This is a genomic window from Bacillus velezensis, from assembly GCF_001461825.1.
In the GTDB taxonomy this organism is placed as follows: domain Bacteria; phylum Bacillota; class Bacilli; order Bacillales; family Bacillaceae; genus Bacillus; species Bacillus velezensis.
The window spans coordinates 1-25,647 of record NZ_LLZC01000018.1 but is presented as its reverse complement, the minus strand read 5'-3'; the positions used below and the strand labels follow the sequence as shown (position 1 = coordinate 25,647).

General features: G+C 44.2%; 18 protein-coding genes. 4 read left to right on the top strand and 14 right to left on the bottom strand.

The window, feature by feature from the left end:
- Positions 1–69 precede the first annotated feature (69 nt).
- The 6 genes from AR442_RS08760 to AR442_RS08735 all read right to left on the bottom strand — a co-directional run bounded on the left by AR442_RS08760 (position 70) and on the right by AR442_RS08735 (position 6,783).
- Entirely contained in the window at positions 70–645 is a 576-nt protein-coding gene (locus AR442_RS08760; RefSeq protein ID WP_007614041.1) for a TetR/AcrR family transcriptional regulator, read from the bottom strand.
- Between the two features lie 167 nt (positions 646–812).
- Positions 813–4,682: a metallophosphoesterase gene (locus AR442_RS08755; protein ID WP_053285124.1), complete on the bottom strand. Its 3,870-nt coding sequence runs from the start codon at positions 4,680–4,682 to the stop codon at positions 813–815.
- 93 nt (positions 4,683–4,775) lie between these two features.
- Complete coding sequence (locus tag AR442_RS08750; RefSeq protein ID WP_014418984.1) at positions 4,776–5,135, bottom strand: phage holin family protein; 360 nt, start codon at positions 5,133–5,135, stop codon at positions 4,776–4,778.
- On the bottom strand, positions 5,136–5,330 hold the full coding sequence (locus AR442_RS08745; protein ID WP_014418985.1) for a PspC domain-containing protein: 195 nt from the start codon (positions 5,328–5,330) through the stop codon (positions 5,136–5,138). It lies immediately after the preceding gene.
- Between the two features lie 4 nt (positions 5,331–5,334).
- Positions 5,335–6,432, bottom strand: coding sequence for a DUF4097 family beta strand repeat-containing protein (locus AR442_RS08740; RefSeq protein WP_014418986.1), 1,098 nt, complete (start codon positions 6,430–6,432; stop codon positions 5,335–5,337).
- 24 nt (positions 6,433–6,456) lie between these two features.
- Complete coding sequence (locus AR442_RS08735; RefSeq protein WP_003151444.1) at positions 6,457–6,783, bottom strand: hypothetical protein; 327 nt, start codon at positions 6,781–6,783, stop codon at positions 6,457–6,459.
- A 197-nt stretch (positions 6,784–6,980) separates the two neighbouring features.
- Between AR442_RS08735 and AR442_RS08730 the strand changes: the two genes are divergently transcribed.
- A complete protein-coding gene (locus tag AR442_RS08730; RefSeq protein WP_003151443.1) occupies positions 6,981–7,220 on the top strand; it encodes a hypothetical protein in 240 nt (79 codons plus the stop codon).
- Positions 7,221–7,269: 49 nt separating this feature from the next.
- On the opposite strand, the gene uvrA is transcribed toward AR442_RS08730, so the two are convergent.
- The 3 genes from uvrA to AR442_RS08715 all read right to left on the bottom strand — a co-directional run bounded on the left by uvrA (position 7,270) and on the right by AR442_RS08715 (position 12,548).
- Positions 7,270–10,143: an excinuclease ABC subunit UvrA gene (gene uvrA / locus AR442_RS08725; RefSeq protein ID WP_053285123.1), complete on the bottom strand. Its 2,874-nt coding sequence runs from the start codon at positions 10,141–10,143 to the stop codon at positions 7,270–7,272.
- Positions 10,144–10,150: 7 nt separating this feature from the next.
- Positions 10,151–12,136, bottom strand: coding sequence for an excinuclease ABC subunit UvrB (uvrB, locus tag AR442_RS08720; RefSeq protein ID WP_003151439.1), 1,986 nt, complete (start codon positions 12,134–12,136; stop codon positions 10,151–10,153).
- A gap of 175 nt (positions 12,137–12,311) precedes the next feature.
- Positions 12,312–12,548 (bottom strand): CsbA family protein, encoded by a 237-nt coding sequence (locus AR442_RS08715; protein WP_003151438.1) that lies wholly within the window; start codon positions 12,546–12,548, stop codon positions 12,312–12,314.
- Positions 12,549–12,849: 301 nt separating this feature from the next.
- Here AR442_RS08715 and AR442_RS08710 point away from each other — a divergent pair, with 301 nt between their 5' ends.
- The 3 genes from AR442_RS08710 to AR442_RS08700 all read left to right on the top strand — a co-directional run bounded on the left by AR442_RS08710 (position 12,850) and on the right by AR442_RS08700 (position 17,356).
- Positions 12,850–15,351, top strand: a complete 2,502-nt coding sequence (locus AR442_RS08710; RefSeq protein WP_014418988.1) for a PEP/pyruvate-binding domain-containing protein — start codon at positions 12,850–12,852, stop codon at positions 15,349–15,351.
- 71 nt (positions 15,352–15,422) lie between these two features.
- A complete protein-coding gene (locus tag AR442_RS08705; RefSeq protein ID WP_014418989.1) occupies positions 15,423–16,046 on the top strand; it encodes a TetR/AcrR family transcriptional regulator in 624 nt (207 codons plus the stop codon).
- A complete protein-coding gene (locus AR442_RS08700; protein WP_014418990.1) occupies positions 16,019–17,356 on the top strand; it encodes an MFS transporter in 1,338 nt (445 codons plus the stop codon). Before AR442_RS08705 ends, AR442_RS08700 begins: the two co-directional genes overlap by 28 nt.
- 520 nt (positions 17,357–17,876) lie before the next feature.
- Here the strand turns inward: AR442_RS08700 and AR442_RS08695 are convergent.
- The 5 genes from AR442_RS08695 to AR442_RS08675 all read right to left on the bottom strand — a co-directional run.
- On the bottom strand, positions 17,877–18,614 hold the full coding sequence (locus AR442_RS08695; protein WP_014418991.1) for a thioesterase II family protein: 738 nt from the start codon (positions 18,612–18,614) through the stop codon (positions 17,877–17,879).
- Between the two features lie 50 nt (positions 18,615–18,664).
- Positions 18,665–19,732 carry a DUF3810 domain-containing protein gene (locus tag AR442_RS08690; RefSeq protein ID WP_021495271.1) on the bottom strand — a complete coding sequence of 356 codons (1,068 nt, stop codon included), beginning with the start codon at positions 19,730–19,732 and terminating at the stop codon, positions 18,665–18,667.
- An 86-nt stretch (positions 19,733–19,818) separates the two neighbouring features.
- Positions 19,819–20,883, bottom strand: a complete 1,065-nt coding sequence (locus tag AR442_RS08685) for a saccharopine dehydrogenase NADP-binding domain-containing protein (protein WP_014418993.1) — start codon at positions 20,881–20,883, stop codon at positions 19,819–19,821.
- 73 nt (positions 20,884–20,956) lie between these two features.
- A complete protein-coding gene (locus AR442_RS08680; protein ID WP_053285122.1) occupies positions 20,957–22,699 on the bottom strand; it encodes an ABC transporter ATP-binding protein in 1,743 nt (580 codons plus the stop codon).
- A gap of 197 nt (positions 22,700–22,896) precedes the next feature.
- On the bottom strand, positions 22,897–25,647 hold a 2,751-nt coding region (locus AR442_RS08675; protein WP_101560371.1), incomplete at its 5' end, for a condensation domain-containing protein.

Sequence of the window (25,647 nt, the reverse complement as noted above, 5' to 3'; positions counted from 1 at the left end):
ATGACTCTGTCAAAACAAAGAGGCTGGGGTTCTGGTAGCTATTTTTATAAAGAAAAGAGTCATAAAATGCTACCCTCTGTTTTGGACAATATACGGAACCTGTTTTGAAATCAGCAGCAGCGGTTCTTTGTTTTTATGAGCCAGCGAAAACATGATTGCGCCTTCAATCATCGAGTTGATTGTCACCCCGAGCTTCTCCGCTTCCTCTTGTTCAAACCCATGCTCAAGAAATTTTGCCGCAAACACATCCGTCCACTTCTTGAACACCTCAACACATGTGCATCTTAACGTTTCATTGATCAGAGCGGTCTCACCCGCCAGCAATCCAACCGGCACGCCCTCAATATTCTGCGGATCATTAAACTGTTCAGCCGTTACATGAATAAAGTGCTGAATCGCTTCTATAGGGTCCGCGAATTGAGACATACTATTCTGTATTTGCTTTTCAACGCATCTTCCCGTATATTTGATCGCCGCAATGGCGAGTTCTGCTTTTCCGTTTGGAAAGTGATGATACACAGACCCCCTGGGTGCTCCGCTCTCTTTTATAATTTGATTCAAACCAGTCGCATGATATCCCTGAATCTGAAAAAGATATGCAGAGGTTTGAATAATTCTTTCTTTTGTCCCGGTTTTACTGTTCATTATGTTTCCTCCTGCATATTACGAAAACCAATCGATTTTAGTATAGAAAAGGGACATAAAAAAGTCAAAAGCACTTATCACAGCAGGGCGCCGCCATTTACGTACAGAAAAAATCCTGCTGACCGTCAGATTTTCTTCTGAGTGATCAGCAGGCTGTATTTTTTTCGTTATGGGTTTGAGGCATGCCTGAAATCAAACTGATCCGGAGCCGGGCGATACGGCGTATTTCCCGTTTTGAACATCCACAGCGGTGATATTGTTTTGCCGTTGTACGGGTCCTTAACGACGGTGTACCAGTAATAAACGGAATCAGGCTGCAGGCCGTCCCAGACCCAATTTGCGGTTTTTCCGCTTTTTACGTGTTTTTTATGACCGAGCAGTTCGTTCGTATAGACGTTGCATTCAAAATAATCGGTCGCAACCCTTTTCCTCTTCGGCTGTAAATCCATTTCTGCTGAGAATTCGTCTTTATCAGCGAACAGATCGGTGTCATAGTAATTGATGTCATCCGTGTACGGCGAGTAGGAGAACATGTGAACCTGATTGGCGGCCTGATCGAATTGCATCATGCGCATAAAGCCCTGTCCCCCTTCCGGACCGTCCTGGTAGTCGGTCAGAATTTGGTGGACGAGGCGGTCCGGTTTTCCGTCCCCGTCATCGTCAAGCGCATCGGTTTTTTTCATGGCGTTATGGTAATGGCCGCTTAATACCATCGCCACATTGCGATTCGGCTTGACGACTTTTCGATAGATCGTCTCCCCGATCGGGCTTCGATTTCCGCTCACAAGCAAGTACTCATGAAAGCATAAGATGGCGGTTCGGTCCGGATACCTCTTCAGCACTTGATTGATCCAGTCAATCTCTTGTTCCCCAATGCCCCAGCCCATATAAATCATAATAAAATCGTTCCCGCTTGCCGACAGCAGGTCATAATGCCCGCGGTTATTTTTGTATGATCCGCCGTAATGCATGTTCTGTTCAAACCGGCGGCTCCCGAAGAAATCCCCGAAGGTTCGGTATGTGCCGTCTTTATGGCCGACGTCGTGATTGCCGGCAAGCACTCCGTACGGAATCCCCGCCTTGTCAAGCGTCCGCATGGAGTGATCGGCGTTTTTCCACTGTTTCATCACCATTGAATCATCGACGATATCACCGGTATGAAAGACATATTTAATATTGTGCTTTTCCTTATTTTCTTTGATCCACTCCGTCATTTTGTCAAAAATGTGCGGGTGCCCTTGTGCGTAATATTGTGTATCCGACATCCAGACAAACGTGTAATTGCCTTTCGCCGGTATTTGATCCTGCACGATGACATTCATTTTTGAGTTCTTCACCACATCCGCTGCGGAAACGGCGGCTTTTAATGTAAACGGCTTTTTATCTTTGGCAAGGACGCTGTCCGCCTCCTGCCAGCGGCTTGTCCGGTAATTCCAAATATACATGGTTACCTTTCGGCCGGGCAGAGAGCTTCCTTTCCAGACCGCCTCGGCCAGATCCGTTTCGTCGATAGACGGGTCAACGGAGACTTCGAATCGGTGATAAGGAAAACGCTCCATACTTTCCGTCGAAACGGTTTTTCCGTCATTTGCCGAGATGCGGTTCATTTCAGGCAGGGTAAACGGCATTTCATTTTCTTTTATGCCCCTCGGCGGTTCCGTTAATGAGGCGTGTTTATACACTTTCACGCTGCCCGGATTCCGCGCGGTATAACGGAAGCCCCGGTAAAATGATACATTCATGTCATCCTTCGTCGGGTCTTTTACCCGGACGGACAGCTTTGCTTTGTGGGCGCCGATTTTTTGATCGGCAAGCTCCGGCTGGTTCGGCTCCTCCCGTTTGATATGGAAGGTGCGGACGGAGGTTGTTTCATTTCCGGCAAGGTCTGCCGCAATGATGGTAAGGGTATGTTTTCCGGGCTTAAGATCGGCTGATGACGTGTGATGCGGGAGCGTAATGCTTTCTCCGTCCAAAAACGCTTTGACCTCTTCCACTTTGCTCCATTTGTCACGGATGTCCGCATTCAGCTCAACATTACCTTTCAGCGCCGCGCCTTCTTTAATATTCGGGACAATCTTCGGCCCCGTATTGTCCACCCGCACAGACTGGCTCAGCTGCTCCTCACCGTCGCTAACAAAAATATGGTGATAGCCTTCCGAAAGCTTCGCCGTGTTCCACGGCAGCAGCCGTGACGTAAACAAATGATCCGGCAGGCTGAATGAGAAGGTCTTCTGCTGATTCGCCCACCTGCCGTCACCGATAAACAGCTGCTCAGCCGGGTCCGTCTTCCCATCTTTGATCACCGTTCCGTCGGAAAGCACCAGACGGGCATGTTTCACGACAAAATCATCCCGATTCTCTCCCGTGTCATATGGAGAAACCTTTGAGCCCGAACGGATGGATACTTTCTGTGTTTTGCCCCCTTTTTGCAGCAGACGTTCCGGAAGGAGAACCGAGTGTGTTCTGTAGCGGTGAGACGGATCGTCAAAAATGTGCAGCACCTCGTTTTCCATCATGACGGTGTTTTGAAAATAAAGATTCGTTTTCCGGGCATCGAAGGCGAAATAGACTTCTTTTTCCAAGGCCGGCCGGGTCTCCTGCCGTTTGCCGTCAATCCACAGCTTGATCTTATCGGGGCTGACGTCGGAAGTCGCTTTGAGCAGATAGGTGCCGGATATCGTATCTTCGGGTTCAACATTCATTCTGAGTCCGTGTGATTTGCTCGTCTGTTCAATGTCAATCATCTTGACGGGCGTTTTTGCTTCATTTTCTCCATCACTGGCTGCGATATAATACTCAAGCTGATCCTGGCCGAGCAGTTCCGGGGAATAAAGAATGTGATGGTATAAGCTGTCGTTGCGGTCTTTTTCGGCCAGAATTCGTTTGAATGGTTTTTTCTCATTGGTCCGGTAATAAAACGCGGCTGTTTTGACAAGGTTTTTGTCTTTTATGTCAGCCTTTAATTCAATGCTTTCAGCGGGCCGGACGGGCTTTCTGTCTGTAAGGTCTTCGATGACCGGTTTTTCCTTGTCGGGTTTTATCACCCTTTTCTGCTGCGGGATCTGCGCCTGAAAAACGGAGCCCGGTGACGGCTTATGCTCGCTCGTGGAGATCTTCAGCAATTCTCCCGTTCCGTTCAGCGGATATTTGTACAGTAAAGAAGTCAGCCGGCGGAAAGCGTGTTTACGGTAATGCGCTGAGGCGATACCCTTTCCGGTATTTGCCGACAGCACCACCGTACGCGGGCGGCCGTTGGACATTCCGTCCGTCCCTTCGATGACGGCGAGATGTTTTCCCTCCTTCAGGCGTGTCCCGTAATAGCGGTTGAAATCATCTATCGTCAGTTCTGATGCGGCGCGTCTCAGCCAAAACACGTAAGTCCCGCCTGACGGAATGACGGTATCTTCTTTCGGCCTCCATATCATATCTGATTCCGGCCCTTCCTTCGGATAGCGGTAGCGGATATGATAGTCTTTAAAATGAATGGGCCTGTCCGTCGTGTTATACACCTCGATAAATTCATAGGCATCAGCGCCGTCTTCATTTTTCGTATCAACCGCAAGTTCCGTAATCATCAGCTCGGGAATATGATTCAAATCGGCTTGATAGCCGTCCAGCTTCAGCCGCTTTTTCTCCGATTCCGCCCGCTGTCTGCCATTGGTGAAAACGAGGTAATATTCCAATTCTCCATTCCAGATATCCCGTTTTGAAACCTGGGCCGTAAACAGCCGGATTGCGCCTGGCGCGGGCTCCATCGGCACCATTTTAAACCCCAGCTCATTGCTTTGTTTATAAAAAAGAAACGCCGAAAACGCTTGATAGTCAGCATTCCGTACATGAGCCTGTATGAACAGGTTTCTTTTCATTTCCGCCTTTACTTCGATTTGGGGAGGGTTCTCCAGAAGCGGTATGTAATGAGGCGGCTGTCCGAATTCCTGCTGATTCACGGGGATTGCCGATTCTTTGCGCGCCGCATCCGCAGAAGGACTCACACAAAGCAAACCAATCAGAAAAAAGAGCGTCATCACAAGTTTCATCTCATTACCTCCCTATGCATTATGTTGCGTCAGGAGGCCGCCGCTTATGTAAAACGCACATAAAAAAGCTGCCCTCTCGGGACAGCTCGTTTTTTACCCTTTTCTAAGCGGCTCCAATATGCCTTTTTGGATCAGCAAGTGGAAAACGGACAGCACGACGGATGCCCAAATGGCGGTGCCGAACCCATCAATCTGAAAGCTGTCTCCCATCAAGGCTGCGGTCATCATTAACGTAATGGCGTTGATGACAAACAGAAAGAGGCCGAGGGTCACAACCGTGACAGGCAATGTCAATATGACGATGATCGGTTTGATCAGCACATTTAACACAGAAAGAATCACACTGGCGATGACAGCCGCTCCGATACTGCTGATATGGACGGAATCAAAATATCCCGCGATAACGATTAATAATAACGCATTTACTAAAATGCTGACTGCCCATTTGATCATTTATTTCAAATCTCCTTCTAAAGGTACAACAAAACACCAGATAATATATACAATCGGCACGATTCCCGGCATGACAAGCGCTAATACAACGGTGATAATGCGCAAAAGCGACGCATCCATATTGATGTACTCCGCCAAACCGCCGACGACGCCGGCAATTTTACGATTTTTTTCTGAACGGTAAAGTCTTTTCATCCAATCACCTCTGAGTATGCTTGAGCTTAATGGCTCCTGTTAACGATTCTGAGAAAATCGAGAGATGCTGATCATGGCCTTGATTTGATGCCAGCATCAGTTCTTTTTGAATGGTATCATTCTTTTCCTTTAAAATTTCCGCATCAATCAGCTCATGGCTGAGAGAGCCGAGATTGCTTTTCAGCTCCGCTTTCACCGCCGAATCATCAGGCAGAGCGATCTCCACGTTTCCGGTCGTCGTTTTCGTGTAGATGGAGCGGCAGTGCGGCGCTGTCACGGTAAGCATGATATTGCCGTTAAAGCTTTGAACGTCAATGGATTCACTCGATCCGCGCAAATCAATCAAGCCGTTGATCGTTTCCGCTTCAATCGCTCCGCATTGATGTCCGGCCAGTTTGATTTGTCCGTTAGCTGTTTCCGCCGACGCTTTATCAGCCGTCAAATGAGAAAATGACAGAACGCCGTTTGTCGTTTTCGCCGAGAATTCTTTTACATGTAAATGTTCCCCTCTGATCGGTCCGTTAAACAGCTTCACTCTTATCTTATCGTACTCTTTCTGGGGAACATAAAGCGTGAGATTGGTTTTCATCGTTTTCTTTTCCGTGCGGACAAAAAACTTATTGCCCTTCACTTCACACTCAATGTGCTGAAGAAATGCGGTGCGCGCCGCCTCCTGACTGTCCGCCCGGTACACTTTCGCCTGGCACTCCGCTCTGATATCTTCATCCGCCCACGGCACGATATTGACGCTGCCGTTTGCGATCTGCATATCAATGGCCGAGAATTCACTGTCTTTAAATTGAAAAATATGCTGCACTTCGTGTGCGTGGCCGAAATTCAGATCAAGATCCGCTTCCTTCACTTTTTTGACGGCAGAATCAATCCAGTCGAACAGCTTCGCCCCGAGCGACGGCTTTTGGCTTCCTTTTGCCCCGCTTTCGAAATCTTCCGCAGGTTCCTGGACCTCCGCAGATAATGCGGTGATCTGCTCTTCTTTTTCTTTATATTCATGATCCAGTTTTTCAATGAGCGTCAGTGCTTCCTGCGCCGTCAGCATGCCGTTTTCCACAAGCTTTAAAATCCGTTCTTTCTCCTGTTTCATACAAAACTCCTCCCCCGACTTTTCTTACACCTGGCGTAACACCTTAATTCCCTGCACGATATTCCAAATGACCATTCCGATGAGGATCAGAAAATAAACAGCTGCTCCTGTTATCATAACAAAAACGGGCACCATACTCTCCCCTTGAGCCGTAATCAATCCGCCGACAACACCCGCGGTCACAATCAGCAATCCCGCAAACGGAATGATATGGGAAATCAGAGCGCGCATGGCATGCCGCTTCGTCTCTTTTTCATCGACGACAAAGTAAGCCACAATCGGAAGAATGAGCGGCGCGAGAAACACGCTGAAATAACAGATTGATGCGATAATCGCTTGATTTCGGTTCAATAAAAACACTCCCTGTGCCGTAATGTAAAAACCCTTCCTTATACATACGTATGACGAATGGGCGGGTTTCATTTTCATGCTAAGGACATGCTTCGTTATACGTAATTTTTGATTTCAGAGATTTCACTATAGAATCTTTTCCCCGAACCGATTACAATATGTAACAAAGCCTGACCGTATGCAAGGAGGACATACAAATGGAGAAAGATCCCGAAAACGCCCAAGTAACGGAAGAGAGTCTTCGAAATTTAATTCGCGAACAGAAAAGAATGAACAGCGAAATGCTGGCTGAATTGGAACAGATCAAAGCAGCCCCTCTTCCCATTTCCCATGATATCCAATATATAAAAGTGCTGCTGGACAGCAGCAGCACCCATATTCTGCAGGACTTAATGCATTTAAGCAGACAGCTTCCCCAACAGAAAAAAAGCCTGTAACAACAACAGCCCAAAACGCGATGAGTTTTGGGCTGTTTTTATTGATCTATTACGTGGCTGCCGTTTCTTTTTCGGCCAGCAATGTTTTCATTCGTTTTCTATCACGTTCCATTACCGGTTTCAGATAGCGGCCCGTATATGATTCTTTCACTTCGACAACTTCTTCAGGCGTCCCGGAGGCTACGATCATGCCGCCGCCCGCTCCGCCTTCAGGTCCCAGATCGACGATGTAGTCCGCCGTTTTAATGATATCGAGATTATGTTCAATGACCAAAACGGTATCTCCGTTATCGACGAGTCTTTGAAGCACAACCAAAAGCCTTGCGATATCATCAACGTGGAGGCCTGTCGTCGGTTCGTCCAAAATATACAGCGTCCGGCCGGTGGAACGCTTATGCAGTTCGGAAGCAAGCTTGACGCGCTGCGCTTCTCCGCCTGACAGCGTCGTCGCCGGCTGGCCGAGCGTCACATACCCGAGTCCGACATCGGCAAGCGTTTGAAGCTTGCGTTTGATTTTCGGGATATTTTCAAAGAAAGACAGAGCATCTTCCACCGTCATATCCAGAACGTCAGAAATGCTTTTTCCTTTGTATGTGACCTCCAGCGTCTCCCGGTTGTAACGTTTGCCGTGGCACACTTCACACGGAACGTACACGTCAGGAAGGAAGTGCATCTCAATTTTGATGATGCCGTCGCCGCGGCAGGCCTCACAGCGCCCGCCTTTTACATTAAAACTGAACCGGCCTTTTTTATAGCCGCGCACCTTTGCTTCATTTGTCTGCGCGAAGACATCGCGGATATCATCAAACACGCCCGTGTAAGTTGCCGGGTTTGATCTCGGTGTCCGGCCGATCGGCGCCTGGTCGATGTCGATCACCTTATCAAGGTGGTCAAGGCCTTTGATTTCTTTATGGCTTCCCGGTTTCGCTTTGGCTTTATGAAGCTTTTGCGCAAGCGCCTTATGCAGAATTTCATTCACAAGCGTGCTTTTTCCGGAACCGGACACACCTGTCACCGCCGTAAAAGTGCCGAGCGGGAATTTGGCGTTCGCTTTTTTCAGGTTGTTTTCTGAAGCGCCTTTGATTTCAATGAACCGGCCGTCAGGCTTTCTTCTCTCCGGAGGCATAGGGATGAATTGAGCCCCTGACAAATAACGTCCGGTCAGAGAGTCCGCATCATTCATCACTTCTTCAGGCGTCCCCGCCGATATGACGCGGCCGCCGTGAATGCCGGCGCCGGGACCGATATCTATCAAATAATCGGCAGCCATCATCGTATCTTCATCATGCTCCACGACAATCAGTGTGTTGCCGAGATCCCTCATGTTTTTCAGCGCGCTGATCAGACGGTCATTGTCACGCTGGTGAAGGCCGATGGACGGCTCATCAAGAATGTACAGGACGCCTGACAAACGGGAGCCGATCTGCGTCGCAAGCCTGATGCGCTGGGCTTCTCCGCCTGACAGCGTTCCCGCCGCCCGGCTCAGCGTCAGGTAATCAAGACCGACTTTATCTAAGAAGCTGAGCCGCTCCACAATCTCTCTTAAAATTAAATCGGCAATCTGCATATCTTTCTCAGACAGCGTCAGGTTTTTGAAAAATTCCAGCGCATCGCCGACGGAAAGCTCGGTAATGGTGCCGATATGGCGCCCGTTTACCAAAACGGCAAGCGCTTCTTTCTTCAGCCGGTAGCCTTTGCACGTCGGGCACGGCTTCTGTGACATGTACTGCTCCATCTGTTCACGGATATAATCGGAGCTTGTCTCTTTATACCGTCTCTCAATATTGCGCAGCACGCCTTCAAATTCAATTTCATTTTCGCGCACTTGTCCGAAATCATTCTCGTATTTAAAGTAGATCCGTTCATCGCCGCTGCCGTACAGCACTTTATCAAGCTGATGCTTCGGCAGGTCTTTGACCGGAGTCTCCATATCAATGCCGTAATGGCGGCAGACCGCCTGAAGCAGCTGCGGATAATATTGTGAACTGATCGGCGTCCACGGCGCGATGGCGTGTTCTTTTAATGACAGCTCAGGATTGGGAATGACGAGCTCAGGGTCCACTTCCAGCTTCAAGCCGAGACCGTCACAAGTCGGGCAGGCGCCGAACGGGCTGTTAAACGAAAACAGCCGGGGTTCAAGCTCTCCGATAGAAAAACCGCACAGCGGACAGGCGTGATGCTCGCTGAACATCAGCTCCTCCTGACCGATGATATCTATCATGACACGGCCTTCCCCTAAGCGGAGCGCGGTTTCCAGTGAGTCGGAAAGCCGGGCGGCAACCCCTTCCTTGACGACAATCCGGTCAATGACTACTTCAATGGAATGCTTTTTGTTTTTTTTAAGTTCAATCTCGTCGGAAAGCTCGGCCATTTCTCCGTCAATCCGCACCCTTACGTAACCTTGCTTTCTGATTTGGTCAAGCGCTTTGACATGGGCGCCTTTTCTGCCTGAGATGATCGGCGCAAGCACTTGAAGCTTCGTCCGCTCCGGATATTCAAGAATCCGGTCAACCATCTGTTCAATCGTTTGCGACGTAATTTCAATGCCGTGCTCCGGGCAGTGCGGCTTCCCGACTCTCGCGTACAGCAGCCGGAGATAATCATAAATCTCCGTTACCGTTCCGACGGTTGACCGCGGATTGCGGCTCGTCGTTTTCTGGTCAATGCTGATCGCCGGAGAAAGCCCTTCGATCGCATCAACGTCCGGCTTATCCATCTGCCCTAAAAATTGGCGCGCATAGGCAGAAAGCGATTCAACATACCGCCTCTGTCCTTCCGCGTAAATGGTGTCAAAGGCAAGGGATGATTTTCCCGATCCGGACAGCCCCGTCACGACGACGAGCTGATCCCGCGGAATCGTTACATCAATGTTTTTTAAATTGTGCGCCCTTGCGCCTTTCACCTCGATCCGGTCAATTGCCATGTGTTCATCATCCTTCCGCTTTAAGCTCTAACAGTAAATCACGAAGCTCTGCCGCCCGCTCGAAATCAAGCGCTCTGGCCGCTTCTTTCATTTCGTGCTCCATTTGCTCAACGACTTTCTGGCGTTCTTTCTTCGTCATCTTCGCCAGTTTAGGCGCGGCTTTTGTTTTATATTCTTCTTTATCCTCAGCGGCCTGCGTCGCGCGGATCACATCGCGGATTTCCTTATTGATCGTTTGCGGCGTAATGCCGTGAATTTCGTTAAAGCGCTCCTGCTGTTCCCGGCGGCGCTTCGTTTCATTAATCGCGATTTCCATCGAATTCGTGATTTTATCGGCATACATGATAACGCGGCCTTCCGCGTTTCGTGCCGCCCGTCCGATCGTCTGAATCAGCGAACGCTCAGAACGGAGGAAGCCTTCTTTATCCGCATCGAGGATGGCGACAAGTGACACTTCCGGAATATCAAGCCCTTCCCTCAGCAGGTTGATGCCGATTAACACATCATGTTTTCCGAGGCGGAGGTCACGGATGATTTCAATCCGTTCAAGCGTCTTAATCTCGGAATGCAGATAATTGACCTTGATGCCGATTTCCTTGAGATAATCGGTCAGATCCTCTGACATTTTTTTCGTTAAAGTCGTCACGAGAACGCGTTCATTCCGTTCAATCCTCGCCTGTATCTCGCCGATCAGATCATCAATCTGTCCTTCGATCGGCCGGACGTCAATGAGGGGATCGAGGAGTCCCGTCGGTCTGATGATCTGCTCGATCATTTCCGGCGTATGCTCAATTTCATACGGTCCCGGAGTCGCCGACACGTACACGATATTGTGCATGTGTTTCTCAAATTCCTCGAATCGGAGCGGACGGTTGTCAAGCGCTGACGGGAGGCGGAACCCGTGATCGACAAGCACCTGTTTTCTCGCCTGGTCACCGTTGAACATGCCGCGCACCTGCGGAATCGTCACATGTGATTCATCAACGACAATCATAAAATCATCCGGAAAATAATCAAGCAGCGTATACGGCGTAGAGCCCGGCGGACGGAGTGTCAAATGTCTTGAATAGTTCTCGATCCCTGAGCAAAAACCCATTTCCCGCATCATTTCAAGATCATATCTCGTCCGCTGCTCAAGCCGCTGCGCTTCAAGGAGCTTGCCGTTTTCGTGCATCACTTTCAAGCGCTCCTCAAGCTCCTGTTCAATATTCAGAATCGCTTTTTCCATCTTTTCCGCACGGGTGACGAAGTGGGAAGCCGGGAAAATCGCGACATGGTCACGGTCGCCGAGAATTTCTCCGGTCAAAGCGTCGACCTCTCTGATCCGCTCAATTTCATCTCCGAAAAATTCCACTCTGATACAATGTTCGTCACGGGAAGCCGGGAAGATTTCCACAACGTCTCCGCGCACGCGGAACGTACCGCGCTGAAAGTCGATATCATTGCGGGCATACTGGATATCCACAAGCTTTCTCAGCAGCTCGTTCCGCTCAATCTCCATTTCCGGCCTGAGCGACACAACCATTTCCCGGTATTCTTCAGGCGAACCGAGACCGTATATGCATGACACACTCGCGATAATAATGACATCTCTCCGTTCAAACAGAGAGGACGTCGCGGAGTGTCTCAGTTTATCAATTTCATCATTAATGCTTGCGTCTTTCTCTATAAAAGTATCCGTTTGAGGCACGTACGCCTCCGGCTGATAGTAATCGTAATAGCTGACAAAATATTCGACAGCATTGTTCGGGAAAAACTCCTTAAACTCGCTGTACAGCTGTCCGGCAAGGGTTTTGTTATGGGCAATGACCAGTGTCGGTTTATTCACTTCTTTAATCAGATTGGACACGGTAAAGGTTTTGCCCGTCCCTGTCGCACCCAGGAGAGTCTGGTGTTTTCTGCCTTCCTGTATGCCTTTGACAAGCTTCTCAATCGCTTGCGGCTGATCTCCCTGGGGCTGATATTTCGAGACTAACTCAAAACGATCTTTCACAAAAAAGCCTCCGTTTCTTTACGAAATCTTCCTATTGATATAGTAACACAATGACGGGCAAAATCACTAAAAATACGAACTAAAGTTCGATGGTTTGTTTTTACCAAGTCAATTTTTGTATAAAAAACCTGCTTTTATGGCGTAAAAGCAGGCATTCTATTTCATATTCACCATGTCAGGCATTGTCTTTCTTTTTGTCTGCTTCTTTTTTGGCCATGTACAGCCCTCCGGCCACCAGCGATACGACATCCAATCCAACGATAAAATACGTTTCGGTGTAACCCTTTAAATAGGATGCGAAAAGCAGTGCGGCTGTGAGAGCGATCGCCACATAGTGGTTAAACGTGACGCGCGTAAAAAGGACGACCAGCATAAAAGGGAAACATAATGCAAAAACGGCTTTTGTAATCACAAAAACCCTCCTCGGGAATTCTTCATCTCATCTGATTATAGTAAAAAATGAAGAATCGGACAATCGTTCCCCTGCTATCACAATACCCTTTTTCAGCAGTCTTCAATCATCTGTCAAAAAAATTGTGAATATAAATCCATTGAACCATTAACCAGATGAATCGAATTACCTTTCTTCAGCCGAAAGGATGAGAAGGTTTAGGTCTTTGTATCTTTGACAGTTTCTTCCTACCTCTTTACAATGTAATGATAGTGTTTACTATCATTTTCTTGGATGAGGAAAAAAAAGGGGGTCATACCGCATGTATTCAGTGCGATTTCAAAAAGCGGAAGAATCGAGCCGCTCTGCAGGAGCAAAAGGAATGAACCTGATTAAACTGACGAAAAACGGACTGCCCGTTCCCGGCGGTTTTATCATTCAGACGAATGCCCTGACACGTTTTATGGAAGACAACGGGCTTCAAGCAGATCAGGAACAGATGGAGCGCGCCATTATGAACGGCACGTTTTCAAAAGAGCTTCGGGAGGAACTGACCGCGTCGTTTTATGAATTGAGAGAATCATACGCCTCTGTCGCCGTACGTTCCTCCTCCGCGTCCGAAGATCTTGAAGGCGCTTCTTTCGCTGGTCAGTACGAAACCTATTTAAATATCAAAACAGAAGAAGAGTTTCTCGGAAAAGTGAAAGAATGCTGGGCTTCCTTCTTCTCGGCGCGGGTCAGCGGTTATAAAGAGAAAATGAACAATGACACCGCAGAACCGTTAATGGGCGTTGTCGTGCAAGGGCTTATCAATTCCGAGGTTTCAGGGGTCATTTTCAGCCGCAACCCCGTCACACACGATGACGGAGAACTGATGATCAGCGCGAGCTACGGTCTCGGAGAAGCAATCGTCTCCGGCAGCGTGACGCCCGACACATTTATCGTCAATAAAGACACATTTCAGATTGAAAAAGAAATCGGCTTAAAAGAAATGTATATCGTTTCTAAAGACGAAGGCGTGACGGAAAAAGAGACGACCGCTGACATGAGAAACCGCTTCTGCCTTGATGACGAGAGCGTCAAAGAGCTTGCCATGCTGACGATAAAGACGGAAGAACTGTACGGTTATCCCGTGGATCTCGAATTCGGATTTGCCGAAAATAAGCTGTATCTGCTTCAGGCCAGGCCGATTACAACGATCGTGCAGGATCAGAAGGCGGCAGACGAAGAACGGGAATTTATCATGACGCCCCGGGATCAGAAAGATTTTTGGCTCAATATGGAGGCCAATATTGAAGGCCCCGTCAGCCCGTTATTCGCCTCACTCATTGTGCCGGCTTTGGAATACGGCCTCAAAGAGAGCACGAAGGCATTCCCTGTAATGGGCATCGAAATCGAGCGTGTCAAACTTCATCAGGGCCGTGTTTTTTCCAGACAGCATAAGACGGACGACAAGCTGCCCGCAGAACAGTTAGAAGCGCTTTTCCCCGTCTTGGCTGACCGCATGTACGATATTATTCAGGAAACCTTTCTGCCTTTTTATCAAAAGCTGGACGAACTGGCGCATACAGACCATACGCCGGAGACTGCCCTTGATGCGTTCCGAAACCTGCAAGACTTCTATTTAAAAGGATACGCAGAACATTTCAATATTGTCTTTCCGCAGGTTGCGTTAAACATGATACTGGAATCCATGTACGGACAGGTTGAGAAAGAAAACACCTCCCTTCTGTATGAAATGCTGGCTGGCGTCATGAATAAGTCATTGGAGACCGACAGACAGCTCTGGCTGCTTTCCGGACAAGTAAAAGACAGCCCTGAGCTGCGGCGCGTCTTTACGGTTTCTCATGCCGATGAGCTGCATCAGACGCTTCTGCAATCAAATGAGGGAAAACGCTTTCTCGAACAAGTCGGTCAATTTTTACAGGAATACGGCTGGAGATCCGTGAAAAGTCATGATCTCATTGAAGAAACTTGGGCGGAAAACCCTTATTTCGCTTTGGCCAACATTCAGAACTATGTCCGGAACGGATACGATTTTGACAGTGAGTTTCATAAAACGATAGAAAAACGAAAACAGCTCTACGCCGACTTTATGGATAGAATTGAAGATGACGGCTTTCGGGAGACGTTTGACCGCTATTATCAGTGGACATTGTCTTCATCCGTCATCAAAGATGATCACCATTTTTATATTGATGCGATGCTGGACGCCAAAGCGCGCCTTTGCCTTCTGAAAATCGGCGAGCTGCTTCAAAAACAAGGCGTAATCGATGATCGGGAGGATATGTGGTACTTATACAGCGATGAAGTCGAGAAAGCGCTCGTGTCGCCGGTTCCGATGCAGGAAAAAGCCGCTGAACGAAAACAGCTCTTCCAGCAATATCAATTGCTTGAAGCCCCCGCTTATCTCGGGACTCCGACTTCGGAACAGCTGAAAACGGCTGAACAGATTACCGGCTCCATCACAGAAGATGAAAAAAACACTGAACATCAAATTTACGGACTTGCGGCGTCAAGCGGAATCGCAAGCGGCCCGGTGAAAGTCATTCGTGACGCAAGTGAATTTTCCCGTTTTTCAACAGGAGACGTGCTTGTCTGCAAAATGACGACACCGCTGTGGACCAGTCTGTTCCAGGATGCAAAGGCCGTCATTACGGACACGGGCGGCATCCTGTCACATGCGGCGATCATCGCGAGAGAATACGGGCTCCCGGCCGTTCTCGGCACACGTGCCGCGACTGACAGGCTCAACGACGGAGATATCGTCACGGTGGACGGGACAAACGGCAAGATTACGATTGTCAAACGCGCTTCATGCTAGGTTTCCCTCTTTATTGACGGGCAGGGCGGGTGTATACTTGTCCTGCCAGTATTTACGCGAGGTGAAACATGTTGAGAACGACGAACAAGAGAATTATTGACGCCGCGATGAATCTGATCATCCAAAAAGGATACCGCGCAGCGACAACAAAAGAAATCGCAGAAAAAGCAAAAGTAAGCGAAGCAACGATTTTCCGTAATTTTAAAAACAAACAAGGATTAATGAAAGCCATGATTGAACAGCAGACGCCGGCTCCGGAAAGCATGATCACCAAGGCGGAAGGCGATCTGTATGAGGATCTTCTTCATTTCGCCGCGACCCTTCTGCAGCAATTGGAACAAAAAAAAGAAGTGTTCCGCATCTGCCTGCGCGAACCGGAACTGTTCGAAGACGTCCTGCAGGATATTGTCGTATATCCGCAATCCGTGAAAAAGCATTTAATCGTTTACTTTAAGGAGCTGACAAAGAAAAATATGATAAGCCCCGGCAGCGAAGAAGCTAATGCAGACGTCTTTATGACGATGATTTTCGGTTATTTTATACACCGGCTGCAGCTGGGGAAAAGAGTCATTACTCTCTCTGAGGAAACGATGCTGAAACACAGCACTGAGATTTTCATGAAAGGCATTACCGGCCGGTCATTTTCCGGCTCCAAGGAGGATGAAGGATGGGGTCAAAGAAAGAATGGGCGCTGATCGTTTCGCTTTTGCTGGGAGCCATACTCGTTCCCATCAATTCTACGATGATCGCAGTCGCCCTTTCATCCATTTCCCGCTCATTCAGCGAATCAATTGCCAGCATCACATGGGTAGTGACCGTGTATTTAATCGTGATGGCTGTGACACAGCCCATTGCCGGCAAACTCGGTGATATGTACGGAAACAAAAAAATGTATTTATGGGGCGTCGGCCTTTTTCTCATCGCATCATTGGGGTGCGCCCTCTCGCCAAGTCTTTTCTTATTGATTTTCTTCCGGGCGCTTCAGGCTGCCGGCGGAGCTTTGCTTACGCCAAACAGCATCGCCATCATCCGCCATGTCGTGTCTGAAAAACGGCTTCCGAAAGTATTCGGCTTTTTCGGCCTCGGTGCCGGGCTGGGCGCGGCTCTCGGTCCGTTTATCGGCTCTCTTTTAATTGAGAGCTTCAGCTGGCATTCGATCTTTTGGGTCAACATTCCGTTTCTTGCGATCGCACTCGTGACGGCATTAGTGATGTTTCCTAAATATAAAGAAGAAACGTCTGACGCTCCGCTTGATATCATCGGGTCCGTTTTGCTTGCCGGAAGCATTGTATCTATAATTCTTCTGACGAAAAATGAAAGCTCTTTGGGCTATTGGGTGTACGCGCTGCTCATTCTCATATTTGTTCCGCTATTTTTCAGGCGGGAGCTGCGCACGAAACATCCGATTATTGATTTTGACCTGTTTAAAAACACGACCTTTACGAGCGCCAATCTGTCGGTTCTGTTAAGCAATTTAATGATGTACGCCGTGTTATTGATTATGCCGCTCTTTATGACCGGCCACTTCAGCATGAATACGTCGCACAGCGGCATGGCGCTGTCAGTCTTTTCTGTTTTCATGTCCGCCAGCAACTGGGGCGGAGCTCAGCTGCATCAGAAATGGGGCGCGCGAAGAATGATTTTTCTGTCCTTCGGGCTGATGGCCGTAGCCAATCTCTTATTTCTGCTTTTGGTTTATTCCCATTCCGTTCCGTTTCTTATGGCATCGCTTATTGTAGGAGGCATCGCGTCAGGTGCGGGGCTGACGAGCATGCAGGTATCTTCTCTTGCGACGGTAGAACCGGGCATGTCCGGCATCGCATCCGGGATTTTTTCCACCTTCCGTTATTTCGGAAGCATTATTTCTTCAGCACTGATCGGTTTAATCTCCGGATTTCACATTCTGTTTATGATATTGATCGGCGTATCTGTGATCGGCTTGTTCGTATCACTTGGTATCAAGTCCAGGGAAACCGTTCAGACGAAAAAAAGCCATTCGGCATAACGAAAAAGGTTCCGTAAGCATCTGCTTTCCGGAACCTTTTCTAGTTTTAGAATCTTTTTATTTACAAGAGAAAAGGGGAATGTAAATGGCTGAGAGTTCCGATCAAGTTCGGCGCTGACATCGTAATCCGGCCGTGAAAAAAGCCCGGCCGCCGTGTTGTTAGCGGCACCGGGCTTAAAACTGAAAGCTTATTATTTCCAATGTTTTTTCTTAATTTTTTTCATAATTCTCCTTACTAAAACCTACCTAAAACAATTATTGAATATTACTTTTATAATTAAGCAAAATTAAGTAACAATCATTGAAGGATTCTCAGACTGATAAAATTTATTTTAAATATAATATTTCAAAACACATTCAAACTGTACAAAGAAAAGAAAGTCTAAACCAAAATCTTTTTAGATTTATATAATAACACGTCTGTCGATTATCTAAATTCTACCAAAAAATGAATGCGAAAGAGAGATTCCTCTTGTACAATGTAAGTTACCACACCAACATTGACGAAACGAGGAATCTCTCATGAACAAGAATAAGTCTCTGTATCTTTAACAATAGTATTTACAATATCATTAGGATACCGATTCAAAAAAAAATGTTCTCCTTTAAACTTATGAAATTTCACATTCCCTTCAACAACTTCACTCCATTTATGCATTTCATTGATATGAGTCGAAAAATCGCTATCCGCATAAAAAACGCTTACTCCACAACTTATTTTTTCTGCTTTGGGCTGAAACTTATAATTGTCCAAAATTATAAAATCTGCTCGCAAAATCGGAAGAAACATATCCATAATCTCTTTTGTATAAAACTCCTCTGGTATTCCCCCATATTGTTCCACCTTTGTCAAGAAAGTTTCATTAGTCATATTTTCAATGTCTTCTCTCTTTTCAAAAATATGTGGAGCATCTCGCCCAGAAAAAAACAGATGCCTTGGTTCCTTAGTTCCCATTTGCTTAAGTTTATAATATATCTCATAAGTCAATAAGGCTCCCATGCTGTGTCCAAATATAACATATTCATCGTCATATTCTAATTGTTCACTTATTCTTTTGGCGATATCTTCACTTGCTTCACCAACAGACTGGTAACAAGGCTCTGTGAATCGAGTTCCTCTTCCAGCCAATTCACATATACACAATTCATATCTATCCGGCAGTAGTTTTTTCCATTCATAATATGCATTTACCGACGCTCCAGCATATGGAATAGGAAATACTTTTATTTTATTTATTTCACTCACTCCTATGTTCAACTTGAGCCCACTATCATTACTATATAAACCTATAAGTATTCAAGATACATTTAATTGTACTTCTCTATCTCTCGCTGCTCTGCCAGCAATAAATTCACCATATCACTATAGCTATTCAAACCGTCTGTCTGATTATTTGCCTTCAGATATACGTCATTTACATTTCTTGAAATACTTGAAATAACACCCTCATACTTATCCCGGTACTGCTCATTTTGTTCTATATCATGCCGCACCGCTTTGGACAGACTGGACATTATATCAGACGCCTTATCTGGATCCACTTTCTTTAGCTCAGATATAGAATAATCAAATGCCAGAAATAAACCACTGTATAGTATCATTGGATCATCCTGCTGCTTACATGCCAGATAAGCTATAAAATTAGCCTCATCCTCATGCATGAAACCACTCTGATGTGCCAATTCATGCGCCATAGTAGCAGGCACCAAAAAAACTGGCACATTAACATTGATATTGGATTCATAAGTAAAAGGGACAAAAATACCATGTATCCCTGCATGCGACATTAGTTTTGACATCACCACTGGTTTTGGTGTTGAATATGAATGCTCCAAAACAGGATATTTCTTTGATAACATTTGCATCGAGAACACTGCGTGTTGTGCATAATAATCAAAAACCTCTGGTACATGAGCCAAAAGATCAGTATCCGCTAACTTTTCCCTTGCCAATTCCATTTCAACGGCAAGCGACTTACTCAATTTGACCAGTTCCTCCTTGCTGTAGTTCTCTTCTTTATATTCGGTATAAGACAAAAAAGAATATCTGTAATAGTTTATTCCACCCAAAATAGTATAACAAAAATATATCACGCTACAGATCGTAACGATTCCTAGAGCACCACGATAAACTACCATCCTACGTGCACCTTTACTCATGATAACCTTGCGCACATAATAAACGATATAAAATAGAAAAAGTAACACAACCAACACGACGAGCCATTCACTAACAGAAAATGTGACCCAAGAAGGTACAAATCCTACTATTTTTGACAATAACGGATATACAGACCTACTGTATTTTTCCGCCCAATCCTGATGGTTCTGCGCGTATTTTGTCAGTATGTAAGCTATAACTCCAAGTGAAATCAACGGTAATCTCTTAAGTAAAAGCTTTTTTATAATGTACTCCCCCCTATCCAATAAATATCAGATGTACGCCATGTAACCTAGTCATATCATTTCTTTATTTCAACATACTTTTCCTCATAAAAATCATGCTTATTAGAAAAAACATATTGATTCATAAAATCTATAGGAAGCACTTCATAAGCCCAGTAGGTACCATTAGGTCTATTACTCGAAACAGCTTGTCGGGCGATTTCGGCAGCCACTGTACCCGTTAACTCTGAACTCGTTTCCATTTGTAAATTCAATCTGCACCTAACATTCTTTCCATCTTTCACTCCTGTAGCATCAATGACTAAAGCTATCCATTCCTCTTTAGGTTGCTCCTCTAAGCTAATGTCTAGTTTTTTCATTGCTTCTTCAACCGAAGACTCAAGTTGCATTTGATAAAATTGCATTGCCAAACGGAAAATATAATCATTTGCCGCTATATTGTACCAGTGAAGTTCTTGTACCGAACTAACTTCCAGAATATCAATGATCTCTTGACTTAAATACGGTTTCTTATAGACAGGAACATCCACTTCAGGTACAAATTCTTTCTGCATCATATTTATATTTTCCGTTTTAACACAATGATCACTCCAATAAGAGTCTGTTTTTCCAATTACACTATGGCCACTCATTAATATATCTGAGATAGAAGTTTTCGTATAATGTTCCGCACCACCAATATAACAATTCACATGCTTAGTTTCGTCTAATAAATGATTTATCACTCGTTTTAATAGCAGACCTGTAATTCCAGGACAAAAACCAGCTCCTATGTAATTTACACCGTTAGCTTTAAGCTCTAGCTTTTGCTCCTGATTCAATAATAAAGCATTGGAAGCATCAACATATTTTGCTCCTACTTTCATGGCTGCCTGAGCAACTCTATCTTTAATTACAAATTCAGGCCCTGCACAATTAATGACAACCGTACAATCAGTACAGAACGCAATCAAGTTCTCCCAGTCAGAAACATCCAGGAATTGGTAGTTAAAATTATTAAGGTTCATTAATGCTGTAGGTTCACGCCGCTGTCCGCCCTTAACAATAAAGTCTTTACATAAGTTCTTACAGATGACTTCACCGATCATTCCGCCACACCCAACAACTGCGATTTGCTCCATCCGTACGACACCCCTTTCATCTTATACAAGCATCAAAACTGTCCAAAAACTTATTTCATACAACCATTGAGATTTAAAATACAAGACTAGTTGTACCTTTCTCTATTAAAAGATCATTATTATGTCTACTCAACATACTCAATGCATAAAATCTTTGTTTGGCTTCCATTAATTTATGATACGTGCCGTGTTCTTCAATTTTCCCATTATTCAATAAGACAATTTCATCATATCCACTAAGAATTGATTCATCCAGCCTATGAGTAATGGAAATTCTCGTAATGCCCTGCATTTCACTTAACATACACTCAAGGTCACTAGCTGTTTGATTGTCCAACGCTGAAGTCGCCTCGTCCATAAGTAATATAGGTGATTTTCTCAGGAGTGCTCTTGCTATAGAAATTCTCTGTTTTTCCCCACCTGAAAAATGGATTCCATTTTCTCCACATAATACATCAAAGCCGCCTCTGTCATGAATCAATTTCTGTAACATACTCTTCTTTATGACTTGCTCAAACTCATCTGTGTCACATTCACGAAACAATTTAATATTTTGTTCAATCGTATCATCAAAGATAAAACAGTCCTGATGAATAAAACTAACATTTTGGAAAATGGACTGATCACTTATTTTCTCAAGATCAACCCCGTCATACCTGATATTTCCTTCATACCCATCATAAAACCCAGTCAACATCTTTAATAAGGTTGTCTTTCCACTCCCACTTGTTCCTACAATGGCATAAGACTTTCCATATTCAAATTCAAAATTAATATCATCTAAAATTTTTTTCCCATCTACGCTTAACGAAAGCCCATTTAGAGAAATTTTATTACTGAATTTAGGGATATCAATTCTTTGAGTTTGATCCGTTTTTGCCTCTCCAATTTTATTGAAATTCATTAATAAAGCCCGACTGGCCTGCCTTTTGGTAAAACCGGTTATGAGTCTATTAATGGGAACTGTTACGCAATTTAACAATTGAATAAAAGCCATAATCTCTCCTACTGTAATTTCTCCTTTCATTAGCTGCTGAGTACCCACAATAAATATGACTACAGCAACAAGAAAAGTTGAAATATCAGTAAGTGACATAATGAGTGACAACAGATTTTCGTATACCATTTTAGCTTTTTCCTGCTTGTTCGCCTTTGCCTTTGCCCTTTCAAAAATCTCCTTTTCGATGTTAAAGCTCTTAACAACCTGATTTCCAGACAATATATCTTTAATGAAAGATACATAATTTTTATTTTGCTCAGCCACTTCACCTTGTGCTTTTTGCATACGATTATTAAATATACTCGAAACTGCAAGTGGAATGATACAAGTGAGTAATATACTCAATGCAAGGAATGAATTAATGATAAACATCGCAAGCACTCCGCCTACAAGCATAGCTAGCTGAACAAATATTTCCACGGTCCCTTTTATATAATCGTTTTGAATTATCGTTATATCATTTGACAATCGTGATATGTAGGTTCCATTACTCTCCTTGTTGAAACTTCTCATATCTAACCGCAAAATATTTTCAACAAGGGTATTTTTCAGGTTTAACGTTGCCCTTTTTGTATATAAATTTTTAACAGCATACCCCACATACATTCCCACTGCACCTAAAGGCAATAAAATAACGGAAACAGTAGTCACCTTAAAGATATTGTCAATATCTTTATTAATAGAATAATCAATAAACTTTTGTAGTATAATTGCCAATGCAATAAACAGAATAGATGTCATGATACCAAGTAAGCAGGACAAAATAAATAAGCCTATATTCTTTTTGTATATGCTTTTTGAAATTTTTTCATTCATACTATAAGCCCCCCTTCTTGTTTCTAATTTCATTTAGAGCATGTCTAATTTACACTCCAATTGTTTATTGCTAGATCATGTGCATATTTCAGATATGTTGGGTGGGACCGCGAGCATATGCACATGATCTGGCATCATATGTCTTTTTATGACCCCTCCACCCGCATAGCGGGTGGTTTTACGGGTAAGATCCAACATTAAATATTCTTCATGACATCATTAAGGAGCTCTTCTTCAATTGTAATGCCTGTAATGCGAGCAATTAGAGTACTATTTTGAATGTAAAAGTGCATGCTAACTCCAAAATCTTCAGACTCTATAATCTGTGTTTGTAAAAACATCTTCTCAAGTGATATGTCATCTCTACTTGCAAACTTATCAAGGACTCCCTGATAATTAATGATTGGAATGCGATGGGACATTTCATTAAAACCGTACTTTTGTGCTATAAGAAACAACTTTTCTGTAATTGCAGATTGATTAATACTCGATTTTTCTGATGTTGATAAAAGCTGTTTTTGCGTTTTACTTTTCCTATCATAAATTGAATAATCTAAATTTAAAGTTAGCCCCAACATTTCCTTATTGAATTCATCTCTGTTATGTGTCAAAACAGAAACAGGGATGTTATTTAATTCTTCAGGTAAGTCACTATACATAAGCCTTGATATAAATTCTACTGCTGTATTAATGGGTTGTTCGCTAAATTTCTGATATTGTAACTCATTTAGTTTTACATGAATTTCTGTAGACCTCTTAGTGTCTCGTCGAGAGACCAAATCAGCTGATTGTTTAGCAGCTTCAATATACTCTTCCATGTTAGACTCTTGAGCATCAGGAATTTCCAGTTCGTCAACTTTCTTTTTAATCATTTTGCAATATTCTATGAAAGAATAGTTATAGGGAGTGGTAAGTCTGTTGTTCAAAGTTTCATGAAGCATAACCTTAAACAAATCTTGTGAGACTCCATCCCATATTAAATGATGAATTGCACTAAGTACTAAGCAATGGTCTGCATCTATTTCTACGATTAAAAATCTAGATAACAGCTTATCATCAGTTAGAAAACTCATTTCATTCACAATTTCTTTAAATTGTTCTGCAGATAATTCTAAGGTTCCTTTCACTACTGGAATTTCCCACTCATCTGAATAATCGTATTCTTCTAAATAGGTCATTTTTTGATTTAATTTCGTTCTTAATGCCCCATGCCTGGAAATTATTCCTCTGAGTGATAAAGAAGCGTTCTCTGCCGTTCCTTCTATTGTTATGATTTCAGTAATAATTTCTGTATCCGGTCGCAAGAAGTCCTCATGTCCTGTCAATACAGGACATTCTAAAGTAGAACGTGTTTTAATATGGTTATCTCCATAATAATTCAACTGTTTTTGTATCATGCACTTTAGATCGCCATCACGGTTATCACCAATTAATGTTTCATCTAATGGCATTTTTACTGTTCCTTTTCTGGTTAAACACGTTTCGACAACATCCTTAATTGCTCTTTCATATGCCAATACCAATGTTTGAGCATCCTCGTCAGTATACAATCCAGTATCATATATGATGTCAAATTCAAGTTGCCCATTTAAAACAGCCCCATTTAGAGACAATCCCATTCCTGATGAATTTTTTTCTGACATACTTCTTCCTAATGGCATTCCCGACATGGATATTCCTTCAATTCTGTCTATCTCGTTATCCAATTCTCCAAGATAATTGAATGTTATTGCTGCGCTCATCTCAAGTCCGCTATGCTCACCAAGATATCTCAAAACTCCATATCCAATTCCATGATTAGGGACCTGTTTCAATGTTTGTTTTGTCTCCAAAATGCTTTCTTCAACAGTATCTTTTGTCTCCAAAATAATAGGATATACACTTGTAAACCAACCAACTGTACGATCGATGGCGATCTCTCTATCTATTGTCTCTCTCCCGTGACCTTCCATTTCTATGGTTAGGTACTTAGAGTTTCTCCATTCTTTTACTGCAATGGTCAGCGATGCCAGTAACAAGTCGTTTATTTCTGTTTTATATGTCTTTCCAGCTTCGAGCAACAGCTTTTTCGTCGTTTCAGAGTCCACTTTCACTACTTTATTTTTATATTGACCACTTGCTGTTTGTGTACTCTTGAATGTCTCAGTACTATTTGATTTATCCGATATATTTTTCCAGTATGCTATTTCATCTGAAAGCACTTCACTCTTAGCATATTGTGTTAAAGCATTCGCCCATTCCTTGTACGAAGCCGTTTTCATTGGCAGCGTGATTTTACCTGTCTCTTGTATTTGTCGATATCCACTAAATAAATCCTCCAGCAGAATTCTCCATGATACACCGTCTATGACCAGATGATGTACACAAATTAGTAAATGATCTCCACTGTCTGAATGGAACAGCCCTACTTTTACTAAAGGCCCGGTGGCTAGGTCTATGCTTGCCTGTAATTTATCGCTGGCATACTCTATCTCTTTCGATACATCTTGCACTTTTGTATAATCTTTTTCATACCAATCATATAGCTTGCTTTCCTCTGTAGACAGCGTGATTTGACGTTGTCCGTCATATACATTTCTTAAAGCGTCATGATGTTTAATGATTTCAGTAATTGCTGTCTTTAAACTAGGTATGTCAAATGGCTCATCACTTCTTAACATTAAGGCCTGATTATAATGATTAGGTACGACGTGATTCTTATTGAAAAATTCTAGTTGTATAGGGGTTAATGGACTTTCCCCATTGATTTCTCCCTGTTCGTATACTTGATTTACTTCTCCCATTTGAATATTTTCCCCAATCTTTCTTGGGGTCTGCTGATACATTAATGCGGCGAAAGAAAGCTTATAACCTTTTTCCCGTAACTTCGAAACGGCCTTAATCGCTTTAATAGAATCTCCGCCAAGTTCAAAGAAACTGTCTTCTATTCCGACTGGAGATATTCCTAA

Bases quoted from the DNA above. Each gene is read 5' to 3' on its own strand.
- AR442_RS08680 (WP_053285122.1), bottom strand. From the start codon at position 22,699: ATGAATGAAAAAATTTCAAAAAGCATATACAAAAAGAATATAGGCTTA.
- AR442_RS08760 (WP_007614041.1), bottom strand. From the start codon at position 645: ATGAACAGTAAAACCGGGACAAAAGAAAGAATTATTCAAACCTCTGCA.
- AR442_RS08700 (WP_014418990.1), top strand. From the start codon at position 16,019: ATGGGGTCAAAGAAAGAATGGGCGCTGATCGTTTCGCTTTTGCTGGGA.
- uvrA (WP_053285123.1), bottom strand. From the start codon at position 10,143: ATGGCAATTGACCGGATCGAGGTGAAAGGCGCAAGGGCGCACAATTTA.
- AR442_RS08730 (WP_003151443.1), top strand. From the start codon at position 6,981: ATGGAGAAAGATCCCGAAAACGCCCAAGTAACGGAAGAGAGTCTTCGA.
- AR442_RS08685 (WP_014418993.1), bottom strand. From the start codon at position 20,883: ATGGAGCAAATCGCAGTTGTTGGGTGTGGCGGAATGATCGGTGAAGTC.
- AR442_RS08710 (WP_014418988.1), top strand. From the start codon at position 12,850: ATGTATTCAGTGCGATTTCAAAAAGCGGAAGAATCGAGCCGCTCTGCA.
- AR442_RS08740 (WP_014418986.1), bottom strand. From the start codon at position 6,432: ATGAAACAGGAGAAAGAACGGATTTTAAAGCTTGTGGAAAACGGCATG.
- AR442_RS08750 (WP_014418984.1), bottom strand. From the start codon at position 5,135: ATGATCAAATGGGCAGTCAGCATTTTAGTAAATGCGTTATTATTAATC.
- AR442_RS08745 (WP_014418985.1), bottom strand. From the start codon at position 5,330: ATGAAAAGACTTTACCGTTCAGAAAAAAATCGTAAAATTGCCGGCGTC.
- AR442_RS08755 (WP_053285124.1), bottom strand. From the start codon at position 4,682: ATGAAACTTGTGATGACGCTCTTTTTTCTGATTGGTTTGCTTTGTGTG.